The sequence below is a fragment of the Mesorhizobium sp. C372A genome, from assembly GCF_030323245.1.
In the GTDB taxonomy this organism is placed as follows: Bacteria; Pseudomonadota; Alphaproteobacteria; order Rhizobiales; family Rhizobiaceae; genus Mesorhizobium.
In genome coordinates this window covers 1,025,624-1,045,635 of record NZ_CP100475.1, presented here as the reverse complement: position 1 = coordinate 1,045,635, position 20,012 = coordinate 1,025,624, and the positions used below count along the sequence as shown (strand labels likewise).

The window sequence follows — 20,012 nt, the reverse complement described above, 5'->3', positions numbered from 1 at the left end:
AGACGGGGAATATGCATAAGCTTGAACGCCTCTTGCGCCCAAAATCCATCGCGGTGTTCGGCGGGGCCCAGGCCGCTGCCGTCGTCGCCCAATCGATCAAGATGGGCTTTGCCGGCGAAATCTGGCCGGTGCATCCGAACAAGGACGAGGTCGCCGGCCGCAAGGCCTATCGCTCGGTCGCCGACCTTCCCGACGCGCCGGACGCTGCCTTTGTCGGCGTCAACCGGCATCTCACCATCGAGGTAATCAAGGCGCTGGCTGAGCGCGGCGCCGGCGGCGCCGTCTGTTTTGCCGCGGGCTTTCTTGAGACCGAGGCCTATGACGATGACGGCGAGCGGCTGCAGGCCGAACTGGTGGCCGCGGCCGGCCAGATGCCGATCATCGGGCCGAACTGCTACGGCCTGATCAACTATGCCGATGGCGCGCTGCTATGGCCCGACCAGCATGGCGGCATCAGGCTGCCCGAAGGCGCCAAGGGCGTCGCCATCATCACCCAGTCCTCCAACATCGCCATCAACATGACGATGCAGAAGCGCGGCCTGCCGATCGCCTTCCTGATGACCGCCGGCAACCAGGCGCAGACCGGCCTCTCCGAAATGGCGCTCGGCCTGATCGAGGATGAGCGCGTCACCTCGCTCGGCCTGCACATCGAAGCCTTCGATTCCGTAGCCGGCTTCGAGAAGCTGGCGGCGCGGGCGCGCGAACTGAAGAAGCCGATCATCGCCATGAAGGTCGGCCGGTCCGAACAGGCCAGGCAGGCGACCGTCTCGCACACAGCTTCGCTCGCCGGTTCGGATGCCGCTTCGGGCGCTTTCCTGCGGCGGCTCGGCATTGCGCGCGTCGATTCCATCCCCGCCTTTATCGAGGCGCTGAAGCTTCTGCACGTCACAGGACCACTGCCCGGCTATAGACTGTCATCGATGAGTTGCTCGGGCGGCGAAGCCTCTGTCATGGCCGACAGCGCCGAAGGCCGCTGGGTCAATTTCCCGGAGCTCACCAGGAAGCACCGCGCCCATGTCAAATCGACGCTCGGGCCGCTGGTCGCGGTCGCCAACCCGTTGGACTATCACACCTTCATCTGGAACAACGAACCGGCGATGACCGCCACCTTCACCGCCATGGTGTCGGGCGGTTTCGACCTCAACATGCTGGTGCTCGACTTTCCACGCCCCGACCGCTGCTCGGTCACCGACTGGTGGGCGACGCTGCGCGCCTTCGAATCGGCGCTGAAGACCAACAAGGCGCATGGCGCGATCGTATCGTCGCTGCCGGAGAACCTGCCGGAGGAATACACCGCCGAGCTGATGGCGCGCGGCATGGTGCCGTTGTTCGGTATTTCCGAGGCCATGGATGCCGCAGGTGCGGCGGCCTTCATCGGCTGGGCCTGGGCCGAGCCGCAGGCGCAGCCGATCGACACGTCGGCTGCAGGTGCTGCCGGCGGTGACCATGTCACCCCTGACGAGGCCGAAGCCAAGGCGCGGCTGATCAAGGCCGGCTTGCCGGTGCCGAAGGCAGAACGTGCCGCTAACGCTGTCGAGGCCGTCATCTCATCCATGGCGCTCGGCTTCCCGGTGGCGCTGAAGGCGCTCGGAGTTACCCACAAATCGGAAGTCGGCGCGGTCAGGCTGAACCTCAAGGACGCCGAATCCGTGAGCACGGCGGCGCATGATCTGCTGCCGCTCGGCACCGGCCTCTATGTCGAGCGCATGGTGCGCGACGGCGTTGCCGAGTTGATCGTCGGCTTCACCCGCGACCCGATGTTCGGCGCCGTCATGACGCTGGGCACCGGAGGCGTGCTGGTCGAGCTGTTGCGCGACAGCGTCACGCTGATGCTGCCGGCGACGCGCGACGACATCGAGGCGGCCCTGCGTGGCCTTAAACTGTTTCCGCTGCTGGACGGCTATCGTGGCCGGCCCAAGGCCGATGTCGGGGCTGCCATCGACGCCATCGCGGGCATTGCCGGCTTCGTGCAGACGAATGCCGGAGAGATCGAGGAACTCGACATCAACCCGCTGATCGTCTGCGCCGAGGGCAAGGGCGCCTGGATCGCCGACGCGCTGCTGGTGCTGGGAGAGAAGAAGAATGTCTGACGTCATTTCCACCCGCCGCGAGGGCACCATCATCGAGGTCACGCTCGACCGGCCCAAGGCCAACGCCATCGACCTCAAGACCTCGCGGCTGATGGGCGAGACCTTCAAGGCGTTCCGCGACGATCCCGGATTGCGCGTCGCCATCGTCAAGACCGCCGGCGACAAGTTCTTCTGCGCCGGCTGGGATTTGAAGGCAGCCGCCGGTGGCGACGCGGTCGACGGCGACTATGGCGTCGGCGGTTTTGCCGGCCTGCAGGAGCTGCGCGACATGAACAAGCCGATCATTGCCTGCGTCAACGGCATGGCGGTGGGCGGCGGCTTCGAGCTAGCGCTGTCCTGCGACCTCATTTTCGCCTCCGACCATTCCTCCTTCGCCCTGCCCGAAATCCGCGCCGGCACGCTGGCTGATGCCGCGACGATCAAGCTGCCCAAGCGCATTCCCTATCATGTCGCCATGGACCTTCTGCTCACCGGCCGCTGGATGGATGTGGCGGAAGCGCATCGCTGGGGGCTGGTCAACGAAGTGCTGCCCAAGGACAAGCTCGAGGAGCGCGTCTGGGAGATCGCAAGGCTGCTCGCCAGCGGCCCGCCGCTGGTGTTCGCCGCGATCAAGGAGACGGCGCGGGTGGCGGAGGCGCTGACCTTCCAGGACGCGATGAACCGCGTGACGCGCCGGCAATTGGCGACGGTCGATGCGCTGTATGGCTCGGAGGACAATATGGAAGGGTTTCGTGCGTTCGCAGAAAAGCGCGACCCGGTGTGGAAGGGGAAGTAGCCTCTTTACCCTCCCCTCGATGGGGAGGGTCGGACCGAAGGTCCGGGGTGGGGTGATGCGCCACCACCCCCACCCGCCGCTTCGCGGCGACCTCCCCCATCAAGGGGGAGGTAAAGGAGCTGCATGACCGACTACAAAACCCTCATCGATGCCGAGACCTGGGCCTTCATCGAGCGGACCAATTCCTATTACCCGCCCGATACGATCGACTACACCATCGCCCAGCAGCGTGCGATTTATGACCGGATGTGCCGCGAGTTCTTTGCCGGCTATTCCAATGGTGTGACGGCGGAAACGACTTTCATTGCCAACCGATCACACGACATCCCGATCCGCATCTATCGCAGCGCTACCCCGAACACGGCGGCGATGGTGCTCTACATCCATGGCGGGGGTTTCATCCTCGGCGGCCTAGACAGCCATGACGATGTCTGCGCCGAGCTCTGCGCCCGCACCGGTTACGAGGTGGGTTCCATCGATTACCGGCTGGCGCCGGAGCATTTGCACCCGGCCGCTTTCGACGATGCTTTACGTGCCTTCGAATGGGCAGCCAAAACCTACGACCGCCCTATTCTGCTGTGCGGCGACAGCGCCGGCGGCAATCTCTGCGCGGCTGTTGCTCACGCAAGGCGTGGCCATGCCAAAAAGCCGATCGGCCAGGTGCTGATCTATCCGGGCCTCGGCGGCGACCGTTCGAAGGGCTCGTATGTCACGCACGCCGAAGCACCGATGTTGACCATGCGCGATCTCGAATTCTACAAGCACATCCGCACCGGCGGCGCTGACGGTACTGGTGACATCACCTTGTCGCCGCTCGCCGACACCGATTTCACCAAACTGCCGCCAACCGTGCTGATCACCGCGCAATGCGACCCGCTGTCGTCCGACGGCGAGGCCTACCGCGACCGCATCCTTACCGCAGGCGGACACGCCAGCTGGTCCGAGGAGCCGGGGCTGGTGCATGGCTATCTCCGGGCCAGGCACACGGTCGGCCGGGCCCGCGCCTCCTTCAGCCGCATTGTCGAGGCGGTTTCCGTGCTGGGCAAGGGCGACTGGATCTGGTGATCCGGCTCAACCGCGGACAAAGGCGATCAGCGCCTCGGCCATGCGATCGTTGAACTCCCGGCGAAAGCGGTTTTTCTTCAGCCATTCCGGATTTGAGCCGACGGTCTTGTTGGCATCGACGACAATACCTTTGCCGTCGACGATGAAATAGTCGATGGCGCCGAAATCCAGATTGAGCCTTTGCCGCACCGCCAGCACCTCCGGCGGGACGGCGCCGCCCACCTCATTGCTCAGGATTTTTGAGCCGGCGCACAACACATCGTCGTAGACCTGCCGCATGTTGACCTCGGCACCGAGCAGGAACATGTAGCGGTGCTTGACGATGGGCAGGTCGAGCGTATCGAAAGCGAACTTTTCCACCATCAGGCGATTGTTGCGCCATACATCCCGCGGAACCTCGCCGATCGTCTGGTAGACCTTATAGGGCGGGCACAGGCGGTCCTTGTAGCCGGGTTCGAAGAGCTTGCGGATGGCATGCGCGCTCCTGGTCAGGCCGTTGCGATGCTGCCACCAGCGCTGCTCTGGTCGGCCCCTGGAGTTGAGGACCGTCTTGACGACAACCGGCCCCTCGTGGCTGTCGCCTGCCTCCAGCTTCAGTGTCGAATAAAGGTGCCGGTGGATGGACAGCGCGCGGCCATTGATGGTGCGGTCGTAGAGGTGGCCGAGCCCGCGGTACGTTGGCGGCACGACTGTCAGGTCGACATGCAGAAAGGCCACCGGCGCCCGATCTCGGCCGGCTGGCCGGTCGAGCAGGCGCACTTTCAATCCAGCCTGTTCCAGGTAAGGCAGCAACTGCGCGATGCTATAGCTCCGCACCAGTCGGAAATTGCGCAGGCTCTCTACATAGACATCGAGATCGGCGGCAGACACCGAACGCTATTCCTTGATATCGACGCCCGAGAAATCATGGTGATCAAAGGGGTCCATAACATAGCCCGTCACCTGTTCGCGCATCGGCATCGAGACCACGGAGTGGGCGATAGCGACCCACGGCATCTGCTCCCTGAAGATCGTTTGCGCCTGCGAATAGAGTTTTGCGCGGGCAGCGGGATCGACGATCCCGGCTGCCTGCTTGAGCAGATCGTCGAAGGCCGGAAAACACCAGTTGGCACGATTGGTGGTGCCGACGCCGGCACAGCCAAGCGGCACCGACAGGAAGTTGTCGGGGTCGCCATTGTCGCCGGTGAAGCCGAACAGCATGGCGCCGTCGCGGTCGCGTGACTTCGAGCGCGCAAGGTATTCTGTCCACTCATACGTCACGACTTCCACGTTGACACCAATCTTTGCCAGGTCGGACTGGATCATTTCGGCCATACGCTGCGCATTCGGGTTGTAGGGACGCTGCACCGGCATCGCCCAGATCTTCATGTGCAGGTCTTTTACGCCGGCATCGGCGAGCCCCTGCCTGGCGGCAGCGGGGTCGAAGACATGATTGGGGCTCGTCTTGTCATAGGCCCAGGAGGTCGGCGGCAGCGGATTGCGTGCGACTTCACCGGTGCCGCGGAACACGACGTCGACCAGCGCCTGCGTGTCGATGGCAATGGCGATCGCCTTCCTCACCCTTGGATCGTCGAAGGGCTTCTGCAAGGTGTTGAAGGCGAGGTATCCCGTATTGAGGCCCTCCTGCCGCATGACCTTGATTCCGGGCGTCGCCTTGATCGCCTCCAGGTCGGCCGGATTTGGATAGGGCATGAGATCGCATTCGCCGGCGCGCAGCTTTTCCATGCGAATGCTGGCATCGGTGGCAATGGCGAAGACGAGATCGTCGATCTTCGGCTTGCCGCGCCAGTAGTCCGGATTGGCCTTGTAGCGGATGACTGCATCCTGCTGGTAGTCGACAAGCTGGAACGGACCCGTCCCGACCGGCTTCAGCGCCAAGTCGAGAAGCCGCTTCTCTGCGACGAGCTTGTCGGCATATTCCTTGGAAACGACCGAAGCGAAATCCATCGCCAGGTCGGCAAGCATCGGCGAATGCGGCGCCTTCAGCGTCATCACCACAGTATGGTCGTCAAGCTTGCGCCAACCGGCGACAAGATCCGGCATGCCGATGCCGTCGAAGTAAATGTACTGGCGTTTGGCGTAATTGTTGAACGGGTTCTGCGCGTTGGCCTGCCGGTCGAAGGTGAACAGCACGTCATCGGCATTGAAGTCGCGACTAGGCGTAAAGCCCTCGACGATGTGGAATTTCACGCCCTGCCGCAGGTGGAATGTGTAGGTGAGGCCATCGTCGGAAATCTCCCAGCTTTCGGCAAGGCCGGGGCGCACCTTGGTGGTGCCGGGCTCGAACTCGACCATGCGGTTGTAGAGAGCGGTGGCCGAGGCGTCGCGGGATCCGGAGGCGAGTGCGGGATCGAACGTATCGGGGCTAACCTCGGTGCAGTAGACCAAGGTCTTGGCTACGGATTGATGGACCGGCAACGCACATGGAAAAAGCGCCGCCAGCAAGAGAACGAAGTGCCTGCGTGTCATGATCCCCCCAGGGTTGGGAAGACGCTAGCAGAAGCCGGCACTGACGGTAAGTAAGCCGGCCGGTCTTTCGCGCGCCAAGACTGTTTTCCACCTTGAGTTGACACAAGGAATTGGCCGCGCCTCTGTGAAATGGCGGACAGACCCGGCCGCCGTTTTGCATGAACCTTTCCTCTTCAGCCTGCGACTGACGACCAGGCGCCGCATGGTGCGGGCCGGAAAGGATGCCCCCATGACCAGGACCCCAGAGGCTCCACGGTCTCCGGGACCAACGCAAGCTCAGCGCGACCACCGCCTTCGGGATGGAGTCGATGCGCTGGGCTTTCGGCTGATTCCGTTGACCCTGCGCAGGAGCAGGCGTATCGTGAAGATGAGGAAAGCAGACAATTCGATCAGGGACGAACGTGCCGGAACGCCGCGCCTTGCCCTGTTTCGCGCGGCCGGACCGGATGTTCCTCCCGAAAACTTCGGGGGGAGTTTTATGTCCTGCGATCGCGGCGCGTCCATGTCGTCTCCAAGCGGCGGTTTGCGCCGTTCGCTCCATCTGGCCGGCGGTTTGCTTGCCCTGGCGCTGAGCGCCACGCTCTGGTTGGACACAGCCGCCCAAGCGCAGGAAACCCAGATCATCTATCCCGGCTCGATGGCGGTCACCGGATTTTCCGGCACCGTCATTCCCAATTTCGACTCTGCCGATTCCGAAAGGGGGGGGCTGCCGCCCGGCGTCGACCCGGTCGACGAAACCTTCATCGACACGACGCGCGCCACCTTGCGCGTCTTCGACGTTTCGGCGCTCGGCGGACCGGCTTCCGGCCAGCTCGTCTACACACCGCCGCCCTTCGAGGTGACGGCCGAACAGATCGGCCAGGTGTTCGCCATCACCTATGATGACGGTGTGCGCGACGGCGTTCCCTCGGGCGTCCCCAACCTCTATGCCGGCGCTACCTCCCTGCACGGCATCCGTATCGTCACCCCGGACGAAGATGCCGACGGTCGGCCCGAGCGACAGCGCCGCGGAACCGCAGGCGCCGTCTTCATGGACGGCCAGTTCGGCACCGAAAGCGGTGGCGGTCCGGGCACGATCTGGAAGATCGACGGCATCACCGGCGCGGTCTCCAAATTCGCCGACATTGACACCAACAGCGGTTCCGGCATCGGCGACATCAGCTTCGACAGCAATCACCGCGAGTTCTTCGCCAGCGATCTCGACACCGGCCTCATCCACCGCCTCGATGCCAACGGCACGCTGATCGACACATTCGATCACGGCGTTGCCGGGCGGCCGGCGCATGGGCTGGCTCCCGTCGCCGATGACGGTGCGGTGATGGACATACAGGGTGCTGCCTTCGACTCGGAAGACCCCGACACATGGGGCTACACGCAGGACGAACGCCGCGTCTGGTCCGTCGCCTATCATGGCGGCCGGCTCTATTATTCGGTCGGCGAAAAGGCCGAGATCTGGTCGGTTGGCATTGCCCGCGATGGCAGCTTTGCCGGTGATCCGCGCTGGGAGCTGACGGTCAAGGCCGACAAGGACTACGCCGTCACCGACATCGCCTTCGACAACCAGGGTTTCATGTATCTGGCGCAGCGCGGCCCGGTCGAGAATCGCTACGATTATAGCCAGTTCGCCGATTCCGGCAAGGGCGAGGTCATCCGCTACTGGCGCGAAAACCCGGACGATCCGGCAACGGAATCGGTCTGGGTGGAAGAGCCGCAGGAATATGCGGTCGGCTTCCCGCAAGGCAACCGGCAGTCGGCCGGTGGGCTCGACCTGCAATATGGCTATGACGCCGACGGCAATCTCGACACCGGCGTGTGCACCGACACGCTGGTCAACACCGGCGACAAGCTGCGCGACAACCCGACACTTGCCGACCAGCTCGCCGCCGGCGGGCCGCTTGCCGTACACGGCGTGCAGATCACGCCGACGCCGTTGGTCAAGCCGGCCAACGTGCCGCCTTTCGGCTCGTGGTTCGTCGACTTCGACGGCTATTTCGAAGACCCAGAAGTGGAAGGCCATGTCGGCGACGTCGAGGTCTGGCACCCCTGCGAAGGCCGTGCCGGCTATTATGAAGAGATCCCCGGCGGTTATCTGCCGCCGTTTTATCCGCCGGACTTCCCACCGCCCGGCGATCTGCCTCCGTGCATCGATGTCGAGGATGTTCAGTTCTACTGCACGCCTCGCGGCCTCCAGGCCGACCTCTATCTCCATGACCATGCCGGCTTTGGCGGCGATTCGATCAAGGTCCAGCCTTCCAGTGAGACAAAGTCCAGGACACCAGGCGTCGGGGTGACATCACCCCAGTCGCATGCTCCCGGCAAGCCTTACACGGTCGACATCACCGGCCATTCTCCGGGCGACAGAGTCGATGTTGGACTTTGCTTCTACAGGCAGTCCGACAAGGACAAGGGTGGCTACTACCCTTGCTGCAAGATGACTTTGCCGCTCAGAACCCCAGCCGTCAGCTGCGAACGTTGAGGAGGGGAAGATGAAAAATCTCGCACTTTCCCCGACCGCGAAGAGCAGTCAATCCAACGTCATGGAGACCATCATGAAACCCCTGTCATATGCCAGGCGCGGCGCGCGCTGGCTGATGGCGGCCGGTATCGCGGTCGCCATGTTCACCCCTGTGGCAAGCCACGCCGAAGATGCAGTCCCGATCACTCCGGAACTGCGGCTCGACCTCGACAATTCAAAAATCGTCAATCCGAGGCCGGAACGGATCGTGCCGTTCTTCACCAAAACAGGCACACAGAGGAGCTGCGACTACGTCGTCTACTCTCTGAGCTTTGGCCTGCGCGGCGACCCGCAAGGCTTTGCCGACCCAAGCTTTTCGGCCAGGCTGAAGAAACTCCAACTCGACTTCAAGGATCAGCTTCCGCACGGTCTTGCGATCGTCAACGTCAACGTGTCCGGCGACGGCACGGGTGCGTCCGGCGGACCGCTGCCGGGTGCGACAATCAGCACCTCGGCTAATCCGAACGATACGGCGACGGTTTCCGATTTCCGGATTTCCGCCACCGATCTCGACGGCGCTGGGGCTGGCAATCAACGCGTCATCAATTTCAAGATCACCGCCAAGATCGACCATGCGGCGTTTCCTTCGCCGACCATCGTCGACAATCAGGGTGTGATCAAGGTGACGCCGGGCGTCGGCGCGGGGGTCATCATCCCGTCGCAGGATCCGGGCAAGCCCGACGATGGCGACTTCAAGACCGGGGTGAAGACCTCGATCAAGATCGACCTCACCAACTGTGACAAGCGGCCTCCGCCTCCCGACCGGGAATGCTTCAAGGTGGAGCGCGGCACGGTCGATTGCGTGCAAGGCGGCGGCGCCTTCATCTACCACATGCCTGTCGGCCCGGAGATGGGCGGCAAGTGGGTGCAGGTGTCGACGACGACCCCAGGCATCACCATCATCCCCGACACGCAATTGGTGCCGGCGGGCGGCGGTGTGCTGAACTGGAAGATCGTCGGTGCGTCGCCCGGCGACGTCATCCACCTCATCGTCACCGGCATCGAGACCTATGCCGGCCCGAAGGAGGGCTGGGGACTATGCTGCACGCAGACCATCGACATCGTCATCCCGCGTGACTTGAGATGTCCGCCCAAGGACAAGGAACCGGACCTCAAGGTCGAGAAACGCGCCGACGTGACGCGTTGCACGATGGGCGGCGGCTGCGACTTCACCATCAAGGTCACCAATGTCGGCGACGGGCCGTATCACGGCAAGATCGTGCTCGACGAGGTGACGCTGCCGGCCGGCTCGACTCTGGATTCAGGGCCCAATCCGCCCTGGGTATGCATGCCCGGCGTGACCCCGATGACGTGCACCTATCCGGTGACCACGCTCAATCCGGGGGCCTCCATCAACCTCAAGCTCGGCTTCAAGCCGGCGGGTGGTTGGCAAGGCAGCGCGCTGCGCAACTGCGCCACCTATAACTACGGTGCCAGCGGCAAGCCGCTGTTCGGCAGCCAGCAGAACGATCGCGGCTGTGCCTCGATCCCGATCTGCCGGCGTGGCGACCGCGACCGCGATTGCCGGCCCCCGGTCGACAAGAAGGTCGACCTGATCCTGAAGAAGCGTGCCCGCATCCCGGTCTGCACGCCCGACGGCATCTGCTACTTCGTGATCGACATCATCAACAATGGCAGCGTCCCCTATAATGGGCCGCTGACGGTTATCGACAATTACCCGGGCGGCGCGCCGGCCTCTTCGACCTTCGGCCCGTCTCCGCCCTGGACATGCGGACCGAACGGTCCCGGCCAGTTCCGCTGCGACAATGCAGGCATCGTGCTGATGCCGGGCGCCTCGACGCCGATCGTCGTCAAGGCGGTCATGCCGGCCGGCTACCAGTCGGATTCGGTCGAGAACTGCGCGGCGCTGAAGCCCGTCCCCGGTGAGGTCGACCTCACCAACAACAAGGCCTGCGCCAAGGAACGCTTCCGTCATCCCAATGGCGGCAAGCCGACCCTACGCATCACCAAGGTCTGCAATGGCTCGCTCGCCGGTGCGGCGGTGGTTTCCTGCCGCATCACCGTCATCAGCCTTGGCACCTCTGCCCCCACCGGTCCGGTGCGGGTCAACGATGCTGCCACGCTGATATCGGGTGGCGCGCCGGTCCAGATCCAGACCGTCACACCCGACGGTGCGGAATGGGCCTGCGGAGCGGTTCCGGCCAATGCGCTGTCATGCCAGATACCCGGCGCCGCGATGACGCCCGGAACCTCCAGGCACTTCGACGTGACGGTCTTGGCCAATGGCGCGTTCGAGAACTGCGCACGCGGCTCATACGGCCCGGCCCCTGGAGACGACGTCGTCTACCCGATCGGCCAGGCCTGCGCCAAGGGCGGCGGCACGTCCACCATTAGCGTCAAGAAGACCGGCGATGCCGAGTGCCAGCCGGGGCAACCCTGCTCGTTCGAGATCACCATCACCAATGATGGCCAGACCGCCTTCTCCGGTCCGGTCCGCATCGGCGATGCGATCGGGGTGGACGGCCTGGGGCGGCTGCAAGGCGTCGCGATCACCTCGATCGAACCGCCCTTTGGCTGCTCGCCCGAACCGACGACCTTGCCGTTGACCTGCATTGCCAACCTGACGCTCGGCGCCGGGGAAAGCCATGTGCACAAGGTCACCGTGGTCCTTCCCGACGCTCCCTTGGTCAATCTGCGGGGCAACGTCAGCGGCCAGAACTGCGTCGGCGTCTTGTCTCCCGACACCAGGGTGCAAGGCGGCGGCGACGTACTGCCCGGCGACCTGACCAACGTCCAGGGCGATCGCGGCAAGGCCTATGCCTGCCATCCGTTCACCATCAAGCGCGAGGTGAAGAAGGAATGCTCGCCAGGCTTCGTCATGAACGATGCCGGCCGGTGCGTGTGTCCGGAAGGCACGACGTTCCGCAACGGCCAGTGCTCGCCCGACGGCGGCGTCATCATCCAGCCGAAGGATCCGAGGCCCTGCGTGCTGCTCAAGGGCCAGATCCGCACCGAGGATGGACGCTGTGTCTGCCCGCGCGGAACCGAGCTTGAGAACGGCGCTTGCGTCAAGACCGACAAGCCTGGCTGCACCATCCCCGGTTCGGTCCCGACGTCGGACGGCAATGGCTGCTACTGCCCGGAAGGTACGCATCTCGACCGACAGGCAAATGCCTGCGTGCGCGACAAGCAGAAGCCCGAGCAGTGCGGCATACGCGGCCAGGTTCATGACGCCGATGGCGATTGTGTCTGCCCGCGTGGGACAGAGGTGCGCAATGGAGCCTGCCGGCCGATCCGGCCAAAGCCTGAACAATGCTCGATCCGTGGTCAGATCCAAAACGCCAATGGCGATTGCGTCTGCCCGGACGGCACAGAAGTCAGGGGCAAGGTCTGCCGGCCGATCCGGCCGAAGCCCGAGCAGTGCTCGATCCGCGGCCAGGTCCACGACGCCAACGGCAATTGTGTCTGCCCGCGGGGTACCGAGGTGCAAGGCAATGCCTGCCGGCAGAAGAAGCCTGTGCTGGAACAGTGCGACATACGCGGCCAGGTGCACAACAAGCGCGGCGAGTGTGTTTGCCCGCGCGGCACCCAGGTGATCGACGGCGCATGCCGCAAGCCGAGGCCGCAGGTGGGAGACTGCGCCCCGGGCTCGCAGATGGTCGGCGGCCAGTGCGTGCCGATCATCAGGCGGCGCTGCCCCGAAGGCACCGTTGGTCGGTTCCCGAACTGCAGAGCCATCCGGCAGCAGCCGTCGCTCGATCCGACCCTGTTGCTCAATCCAGGTGTCCTTCAGCAGTTCATACCGAAGCGCACGCCGCAGACGCAGGTACAGCCGCAAAGGGATCCGGCGGCCAACTTCAAGCCATAGGATCTGGATACGAGTCAAAATTCAGAGCCCCGTCGGAGCGATCCGGCGGGGTTTTCCTTGGGCGCGCTGCGGCGATCGGGCGGCCAGGTATTCGCCGAACCCGCTGCCGGGCGCAGCAAATACCGACTTTCCCTTTTCGGGATCATGGTCTAGAGCAGTTCATCGTTTCGTGGAAACGCCGAACCGCTCTATCTCTTTGTTTTCACGCAATTCCGGACGGAAAGCCGTTCCCACTTTTCCTGGAATTGCTCTAGCAGTCGTCAAGGCCGCGCCCGCAAACAGGGCGCCCAAAGGGGCCGCATCATGAGCAGGAAGACCCTGATCGCGCCATCGGTGCTGGCGTCGGATTTCTCGAAGCTCGGCGACGAGGTCGAGGCGGTGGCGGCGGCCGGCGCCGACTGGATTCATCTCGACGTGATGGACGGGCATTTCGTGCCCAACATCACCTTCGGCCCGCCGGTGATCAAGGCCATCCGCAACCGCACCAAGGCCTTTTTCGACTGCCATTTGATGATTGCGCCGGCCGATCCTTATCTGGCCGCCTTTGCCGATGCCGGCTGCGACGGCATGACCGTGCATGCCGAGGCCGGACCGCATCTCGACCGCTCGCTTCAGACCATCAAGGATCTCGGCAAGAAGGCTGGCGTATCGCTCAATCCGGCGACGCCGGAAAGTGCGATCGAATATGTGCTCGACCGGCTTGACCTGATCCTGATCATGACCGTCAATCCGGGCTTTGGCGGCCAGGCCTTCATCCCGGCCATGGTCGACAAGGTCAAGCGGGTGAAAGCGCTGATCGGCAACCGGCCGATTCGCATCGAGATCGACGGCGGCGTGTCGCCGGAAACCGCCCACCTGGTCACATCAGCCGGTGCCGATGTGCTGGTGGCGGGCGCCGCCATCTTCAAGGGCGGCAGCGTCGAAGCCTACCGGGCCAATATAGAAGCCATCCGAACCGCGGCCGACCGGGCTGCCGGCTGACATCAGTTCCAGGGCAAGTTCCCGGCTGGTCGGTTCTCCTCGGCCTGATCTCCCTGCCTGATCCTTCGATCTCCCAAAAAGCCGTCAACGGGTGGCAGCCGCAAGGGCATCGCGGCAAGCGACAGGATCGCGGCATCCGGCACTAGTTTTGGCCCATAAATCTAGTGGATAACTGCCGAAGGGATCTGCATGCGGGGAGAGGTCAATCCGGCGGCATGACGCGCGTTAAGAAAAAATTATCCGTATTCGGGATCTCGAAGCTGTTTCTCGAGGGCACCTGCCATGCTGGCAGACAAACTTTCTTCAGAAGAACAAGTTTTTCACGATTTTAGTTACTTCCGGCGGATAAGATGCGGTCAACCTTCCTCTTTAAGTCGAATATCGTGATCTTTCGCTTGAGGGGCGGATGCCTTAGGAGTTACAGTAAATTTACAGGGGAAATCGTTTGCTTCGCGAACGGGCTAGCGGAGCATGGGAGAGCTACAGGAGTCATATTGACCTACGGATCTGCCGATGTGAGCGAAGGCGCGGGACCCAAGAGCACACTCGCTAGTACGGTCTATCAACAGCTTCGCGACGATCTCCTGCGCGGCGTGTTTGAAAGTGAAAGCAAGCTTCGTGTCGAATGGGTGGTTTCCCGTTACGGCGCCGGCGCCTCACCGGTTCGCGAGGCCCTCAACCGACTTGCTTCGGAAGGCCTGCTCGGCCGCCACGACCAGCGCGGTTTCTTCATCATGCCGGTCAGTGCCCCGGAACTCGAGGAATTGACGCGCACCCGCTGCTGGCTGGAAGAGCGGGCGCTGCGTGAATCCATTGCCAACCGCACCGGCGAATGGGAAGAGCAGCTCGTGCTGGCCTTGCATCGCCTGGCGCGTGCCCCGCGCCGCTTGCCGGAGGATCCGTCCTCGAACAATCCGGAATGGGAAAAGCTGCACCGCGCCTTCCATCGGGCACTGATCGCAGGCTGCCGCTCGCATTGGCTGACCGGCTTTTGCGACCAGCTTTCGGATCAGGCCTCCCGTTACCGGCTGATCTCCCAGGACGGCAGCGAGCGCGACGAAATCAGTGAACATCGGCTGATTGCGGAGCGCACGGTGGATGGCGATGCCGACGGCGCCGTTGAAGCCCTCCTCAACCACTACCGTCTGACGGCAGCCATGTGCATGGAGCGCTTCAACGACAGCGGCGATCCACGCGTGAGCGCCACCAAGGCGCTGCGCAGCCGCAGATAGAAGCGCTTCCGGTCCGCTATCCAAAATCCGCCCGCTATCCAAAATCGCCCGTTATCCAAGTCCGCTTGCCTTCATCTGATCGGCGGCAAACCCGATTTCACGTTTTTGCCGGACGGAGGCGAAATCGTTTCCTTTGTTCCAAGGCCATCCGGCTCTAAATCAAAGGGATAGAGCATGATGTCCTCCGAAAACCGCTTCACACTTTTCGGCATCATCTCTAGGGAATGCGCATGACCAATCACCTGTTCGACGCGTTCCGCAGCCGGATTTCAGCCTCCGAGCGCATCCTGATGGCGACCGATGACGGACGCGCGATCGCCTATGGCGACATGCTGGCGCAATCGGCACAGCTGGCACATGCGCTGAGGCATTTCGGCGTCGAGCCGGGCGACCGCGTTGCCGTGCAGGTCGAAAAAAGCCCTGAATGCATTTTCCTTTACCTCGCCTGCCTGCGCGCCGGCGCGGTCTTCCTGCCGCTCAACACCGCCTACACGCTGGCCGAACTCGGCTATTTCTTCGGTGATGCCGAGCCGCGGCTGGTCGTCTGCGACCCGGCCCGCGCCGGCGCTATCGCGCCGTTGGCGCACGCGTCGGGTGCTGCCACCTTCACGCTTGGCAGCAATGGTGAGGGCTCGCTGACCGAACTGGCGGCACAACAGCCCACGGATTTCGACGCCGTGGCGCGCGGGCCGAACGATCTGGCCGCAATCCTTTACACATCGGGCACCACCGGACGCTCCAAGGGCGCCATGCTCAGCCACGAAAACCTGGCCTCCAATGCGCGCGTGCTGGTCGAGCAATGGCGTTTCACCGGGGATGACGTGCTGATCCATGCCCTGCCGATCTTCCACACGCACGGCCTGTTCGTCGCCACCAACGTCACCCTGATGGCCGGCGCCTCGATGCTGTTCGAGCAGAAATTCGACGCCGGCCGCATCGTCTCGCTCTTGCCCCGCGCGACAGTGCTGATGGGGGTGCCGACCTTCTATACCAGGCTCCTGCAGCAGGACGGGCTGGATGCCCAGGCGGCGAAGAACATCCGCCTGTTCGTTTCCGGCTCGGCGCCGCTGCTCGCCGAAACGCACAACGCCTGGCGCGAGCGCACCGGCCACGCCATTCTCGAGCGCTACGGCATGACCGAGACCAACATGAACACGTCGAACCCCTATGAGGGCGAGCGTCGGGCCGGCACGGTCGGCTTCCCGCTGCCCGGCGTTTCGCTGCGCATCGCCGACCCTGACAGCGGCGATGCGCTTGGCCAGGGTGAAGTCGGCATGATCGAGGTCAAAGGTCCGAATGTCTTTTCCGGCTATTGGCGCACGCCGGAAAAAACCAAGGCGGAGTTTCGCAAGGACGGCTTCTTCATCACCGGCGACCTCGGCATCATCGACGCGGACGGCTACGTCCACATCGTCGGCCGCGGCAAGGATCTCATTATCTCCGGCGGCTACAACATCTATCCCAAGGAGATCGAGAGCGAGATCGACGCCGTTGCCGGCGTCTTGGAAAGTGCCGTCATCGGAATTGCCCATCCCGATTTCGGCGAAGGCGTCACCGCTGTCGTGGTGCGGGCGCCGGCATCGCAGATCACCGGGGCCGAGATCGTTGGCGCCATTGCCGGCCAGCTGGCCAAATACAAGCACCCGAAGCAGGTGATCTTCGTCGATGAGCTGCCGCGCAACACGATGGGCAAGGTGCAGAAGAACCTGCTGCGCGAGACCTACAAGGGTCTCTACGGCTAATCCATAGCCAGCTAATGTCTTTGCCCAAGCGCTTCGCCTGGACATCTGTTCGCGGTTCGGCAGTGGCGCCTTTTACCTGCGCGGCTTTTTCACCCGAGTGCTGGAACCCCACAAAGCGCGGTTCAGCAGGCTGCGTTTGCGCTTGCGCGGGATGAGGTCGACGTCGCTGACGAGCTTGGCGCCGCCCTCGCGCCGCTCCAGGGTGATCTTGCGGCTGTGGAAGGCTTCGAGCTCCGCACGATGCGCCACGCTGATGATGGTGACGTCAGGCAGTTCGCGGATCACCGTCAACATCATCGTGTCCTGGCTCTTCTCGTCGAGCGCCGAAGTCGCTTCATCCAGCACCACGATATCGGGGCGATGCAGCAGCAGGCGCGCGAAGGCGAGGCGTTGCTTTTCGCCGCCCGACAGCGTCTGGTCCCATGGCGCCTCTTCCTTGATCCTGCCGGTGAGATAGCCAAGCCCCACCTTGTCGAGGGCAGCCTTGATTTGCTTGATGGTCCACTTGTCCGCCGCCGCGGGATAGGCGACCGCGCGGCGAAGCGTTCCGGAAGGGATGTAGGGGCGTTGCGGCAGCATGAACAGGCGCCTGTCGGTGTGGAAATTGACGCTGCCGCCGCCCCATGGCCACAGGCCCGCGACGGCCCGCACCAGCGTCGACTTGCCTGAACCGGATTCGCCTGAAACCAGCACCCGCTCGCCCGGCTCGATCACGACCTCGGTTTCCTTGACCACGGAGGTGCCGTCGTCGAGTGTCACGGAAAGATTGTCGAGGCTGAGGATGGCGCCGTCTTCGGCTTCGCCTCGGTTGATGCGTCCGAGCGCATCGCTCTGCTCGGCGCGCTCGAGCCCGTCTAGCGACATCATCAGCGAGGCAATGCGCCGCGCGGAGGCGTTCCAGTCGGCAAGGCGCGGATAGTTGTCGACCAGCCAGCCGAACGCGCCTTGCACGATGCCAAAGGCAGACGCCGCCTGCATCACCTCGCCAAGCGTCATCGAGCCTTCGAGGAATTTTGGCGCGCACAAAAGGATCGGCACGACCGGCGCAAACAGGCTCGATCCCTGCGACACCGCCGCCGTGCGCATGTGCTGTCCGGTCAGCAGAGCCCATTGCCTCAGCACGTGGCCGAAATTTCTGTCGATGCCGCTGCGCTCCTCGTCCTCGCCTCCCAGCAAGGCGATGCTCTCGCCGTTTTCGCGCACGCGCGTCAGCGTGTAACGCAGTTCGGCCTCCGCCTGGTTCTTCCGCTCGGAGAGCTGGACGAAATCGCGGCCGATGACCACCATCGAGGTCGAGGTGATGGCGGCATAGATGATCGCGGTGATGACCAGAAAGCCGGGAATGGTGATGCTCTCGCCGCCGATCGGCAGGGTGAGCGCGCCGCCGATGGTCCACAGCACGACGATAAAGGTCGAGGCCGACAGGAACGCGTTGAGGACGCCGGCGGTGAAATCGACCGGCGACTCGGTGGCGATGCGCAGATCCTCGGTCATGCGGGCCTCGGGGTTCTGGTGGTCGCCGCCCACGAGGTTCAGCTGGTAGTAGCGGCCGTTTGCCAGCCAGCGCGCGACGACCCCGGTGGTCAGCCAGGAACGCCAGCGGCGCTGGATCGTCATGCGCAGGTAGACCTGCGCGACGACAAGGCTGCCGCTGCAGATCACCAGCGGCACGAATACGGCGCTGAGGAGATAGACTGTGCGGGCGTTGCGCTGCTCGAGGGCATCGAACATCGAGCGGTTCCAGACATTGATGCCATACTGGAAACCGATGTTGATGCAGATCAGCAGCAGCACTCCGATCGTCAAAGGCCAGGCGAGCTTGTCGCCATGCCTCCCCCAATAGCCGCGCCCGCTGATCCAGAAACGCCGCAGCAGATATTTCTTGCGCGCCTGCTCGGCCTGCTCAGGCGTCAGCTTGGGATCGGGTTCGACGGCATCCGGCGGCGGCGCAGCCTCGCCAACGGGCTCGGACGTGGCTTCGGCGGCCGATGCTTTTTTCTCGCGCGGCGTGTCCTCGCGCGGTCCATCTCCGCGCGTTTGCCGTGACGGCTTTTCCCGACGCGACTTCGCGGCATCGCGCGCTCCGACACCGTCGGCCGGTTTCGATTTGGGTTTCGCCTCGGACATATGCCCCGACAACGACCTCCATATCAAAAGGTTTCATGGTATGCGCCTGCCCGACGTTTCAGGAACGCCCGTCATTGGGATATAAAAGCCCAACGACATGTTCTGCGATGGCGAGGCTGGCGGTAAGGCCAGGGCTCTCGATGCCGAACAGATTGACGATCTGACCGCCCCCGTGGTCAGCCGGTCCCTGGATGACGAAGTCGGCGGCCGGCTGGCCCGGACCGGACAGTTTCGGCCTGACGCCGGCATAGGCCGGTTGCAGGGCGCCGTCCGCCAGGCCGGACCAGTAGCGCCTGATTTCGTCGTAGAAGGCAGCGCCTCGTGCGGGATCGACGGTATCGTCGACGCGATCGATCCATTCGACATCCGGGCCAAAGCGCGCGCTCCCCGACATGTCGAGGTCAGGTGCACGCCGAGGCCGCCATGGACCGGCACCGGATAGATCAGCCGCGAAAAGGGCGAGCGGCCGGAAAGCGCGAAATAATTGCCGCGCGCCAGCCACAGCGGCGGAACACGGTCTTGCGGGAGGCCTTCGATGCGGCCGGCGAGCGCCTGCGCGTCGAGGCCGGCGGCGTTGATGAAGGCGCCGGTCTTCAAGGTGAAACCCTCGCCATCGGCGTCGCGTGTATTAATCCGGATGCCATCGGCTTCGATGCTCGCGCCTGAGACACCGGTGAGCAAGGCGAAAGATGCGCCGGCCGCTTCCGCGTCACCACGCAATGACAGCATCAGCGCCTGGTTGTCGACGATGCCGGTCGACGGCGACAGCAGCGCGCCGGCGCAGCTCAGCGCCGGTTCCAGGCTTTCGGCCTCTGCGCGCGTCAAAAGCTTGAGGTCACCGACTCCGCATTGCGCCGCGTTGATCTGGATCGCCTGCAGTTTGTCCAACTGGTCGGGTTCGACGGCAACGATCAGTTTGCCGGTGCGATGATGGGCGACGTCGTGCTCGCGGCAATAGGCATAGAGACGCTCGCGGCCGTTGACGCAGAGACGGGCCTTGAGGCTGCCCGGCGTATAATGAAGCCCGGCATGGATGACTTCCGAATTGCGCGAACTGGTGCCCGTGCCGATGGCTGCGGCCTTCTCGACCACCAGCACCTCGCGGCCCGACAGCGCCAGCGCGCGGGCAATGGCGAGGCCGACAACACCGGCTCCGGCGACAACGCAGTCGACATCATGCATGGGTG

Annotated in this window: 11 protein-coding genes and 1 pseudogene; 8 read left to right on the top strand and 4 right to left on the bottom strand. The window is 63.8% G+C overall.

All coding sequences use genetic code 11. The features are described 5' to 3' along the window. Positions 1-11: 11 nt before the first annotated feature. The 3 genes from NLY42_RS04820 to NLY42_RS04810 all read left to right on the top strand — a co-directional run bounded on the left by NLY42_RS04820 (position 12) and on the right by NLY42_RS04810 (position 3,930). Positions 12-2,090: an acetate--CoA ligase family protein gene (locus NLY42_RS04820; RefSeq protein WP_023689943.1), complete on the top strand. Its 2,079-nt coding sequence runs from the start codon at positions 12-14 to the stop codon at positions 2,088-2,090. After that, a complete protein-coding gene (locus tag NLY42_RS04815) occupies positions 2,083-2,865 on the top strand; it encodes a carnitinyl-CoA dehydratase (protein WP_023668858.1) in 783 nt (260 codons plus the stop codon). The genes NLY42_RS04820 and NLY42_RS04815 overlap by 8 nt, the downstream gene beginning before the upstream one ends. Before the next feature lie 123 nt (positions 2,866-2,988). After that, complete coding sequence (locus NLY42_RS04810; RefSeq protein ID WP_023755581.1) at positions 2,989-3,930, top strand: alpha/beta hydrolase; 942 nt, start codon at positions 2,989-2,991, stop codon at positions 3,928-3,930. Between the two features lie 6 nt (positions 3,931-3,936). On the opposite strand, the gene NLY42_RS04805 is transcribed toward NLY42_RS04810, so the two are convergent. Next, a complete protein-coding gene (locus tag NLY42_RS04805) occupies positions 3,937-4,800 on the bottom strand; it encodes a hypothetical protein (RefSeq protein ID WP_023689945.1) in 864 nt (287 codons plus the stop codon). 6 nt (positions 4,801-4,806) lie between these two features. Further along, the gene (locus NLY42_RS04800; protein WP_023755582.1) at positions 4,807-6,399 is read right to left on the bottom strand and encodes an ABC transporter substrate-binding protein; all 1,593 of its coding nucleotides are present in this window, start codon (positions 6,397-6,399) and stop codon (positions 4,807-4,809) included. 202 nt (positions 6,400-6,601) lie between these two features. On the opposite strand from NLY42_RS04800, the gene NLY42_RS04795 reads away from it, so the two are divergent. The 5 genes from NLY42_RS04795 (at position 6,602) to NLY42_RS04775 (ending at position 16,698) form a co-directional block, all read left to right on the top strand. Next, the gene (locus NLY42_RS04795) at positions 6,602-8,875 is read left to right on the top strand and encodes a hypothetical protein (protein WP_031244856.1); all 2,274 of its coding nucleotides are present in this window, start codon (positions 6,602-6,604) and stop codon (positions 8,873-8,875) included. A 10-nt stretch (positions 8,876-8,885) separates the two neighbouring features. Continuing rightward, complete coding sequence (locus NLY42_RS04790) at positions 8,886-12,743, top strand: DUF7929 domain-containing protein (protein ID WP_023755584.1); 3,858 nt, start codon at positions 8,886-8,888, stop codon at positions 12,741-12,743. Positions 12,744-13,046: 303 nt separating this feature from the next. Next, a complete protein-coding gene (gene rpe, locus NLY42_RS04785) occupies positions 13,047-13,724 on the top strand; it encodes a ribulose-phosphate 3-epimerase (protein ID WP_023689949.1) in 678 nt (225 codons plus the stop codon). A gap of 494 nt (positions 13,725-14,218) precedes the next feature. Continuing rightward, positions 14,219-14,956, top strand: coding sequence for a GntR family transcriptional regulator (locus NLY42_RS04780; protein ID WP_023694237.1), 738 nt, complete (start codon positions 14,219-14,221; stop codon positions 14,954-14,956). A gap of 230 nt (positions 14,957-15,186) precedes the next feature. Further along, positions 15,187-16,698 (top strand): malonate--CoA ligase, encoded by a 1,512-nt coding sequence (locus tag NLY42_RS04775; RefSeq protein WP_031244859.1) that lies wholly within the window; start codon positions 15,187-15,189, stop codon positions 16,696-16,698. 72 nt (positions 16,699-16,770) lie between these two features. On the opposite strand, the gene NLY42_RS04770 is transcribed toward NLY42_RS04775, so the two are convergent. Next, on the bottom strand, positions 16,771-18,825 hold the full coding sequence (locus tag NLY42_RS04770; RefSeq protein ID WP_023707789.1) for an ABC transporter ATP-binding protein/permease: 2,055 nt from the start codon (positions 18,823-18,825) through the stop codon (positions 16,771-16,773). 58 nt (positions 18,826-18,883) lie between these two features. Further along, positions 18,884-20,007, bottom strand: a pseudogene (locus NLY42_RS04765) (NAD(P)/FAD-dependent oxidoreductase). Positions 20,008-20,012: the final 5 nt, after the last annotated feature.

Excerpts from the sequence above, each read along its gene's own strand:
- rpe (WP_023689949.1), top strand. The coding sequence starts at position 13,047 with ATGAGCAGGAAGACCCTGATCGCGCCATCGGTGCTGGCGTCGGATTTC.
- NLY42_RS04810 (WP_023755581.1), top strand. The coding sequence starts at position 2,989 with ATGACCGACTACAAAACCCTCATCGATGCCGAGACCTGGGCCTTCATC.
- NLY42_RS04815 (WP_023668858.1), top strand. The coding sequence starts at position 2,083 with ATGTCTGACGTCATTTCCACCCGCCGCGAGGGCACCATCATCGAGGTC.
- NLY42_RS04770 (WP_023707789.1), bottom strand. The coding sequence starts at position 18,825 with ATGTCCGAGGCGAAACCCAAATCGAAACCGGCCGACGGTGTCGGAGCG.
- NLY42_RS04800 (WP_023755582.1), bottom strand. The coding sequence starts at position 6,399 with ATGACACGCAGGCACTTCGTTCTCTTGCTGGCGGCGCTTTTTCCATGT.
- NLY42_RS04795 (WP_031244856.1), top strand. The coding sequence starts at position 6,602 with ATGGTGCGGGCCGGAAAGGATGCCCCCATGACCAGGACCCCAGAGGCT.
- NLY42_RS04775 (WP_031244859.1), top strand. The coding sequence starts at position 15,187 with ATGACCAATCACCTGTTCGACGCGTTCCGCAGCCGGATTTCAGCCTCC.
- NLY42_RS04820 (WP_023689943.1), top strand. The coding sequence starts at position 12 with ATGCATAAGCTTGAACGCCTCTTGCGCCCAAAATCCATCGCGGTGTTC.
- NLY42_RS04790 (WP_023755584.1), top strand. The coding sequence starts at position 8,886 with ATGAAAAATCTCGCACTTTCCCCGACCGCGAAGAGCAGTCAATCCAAC.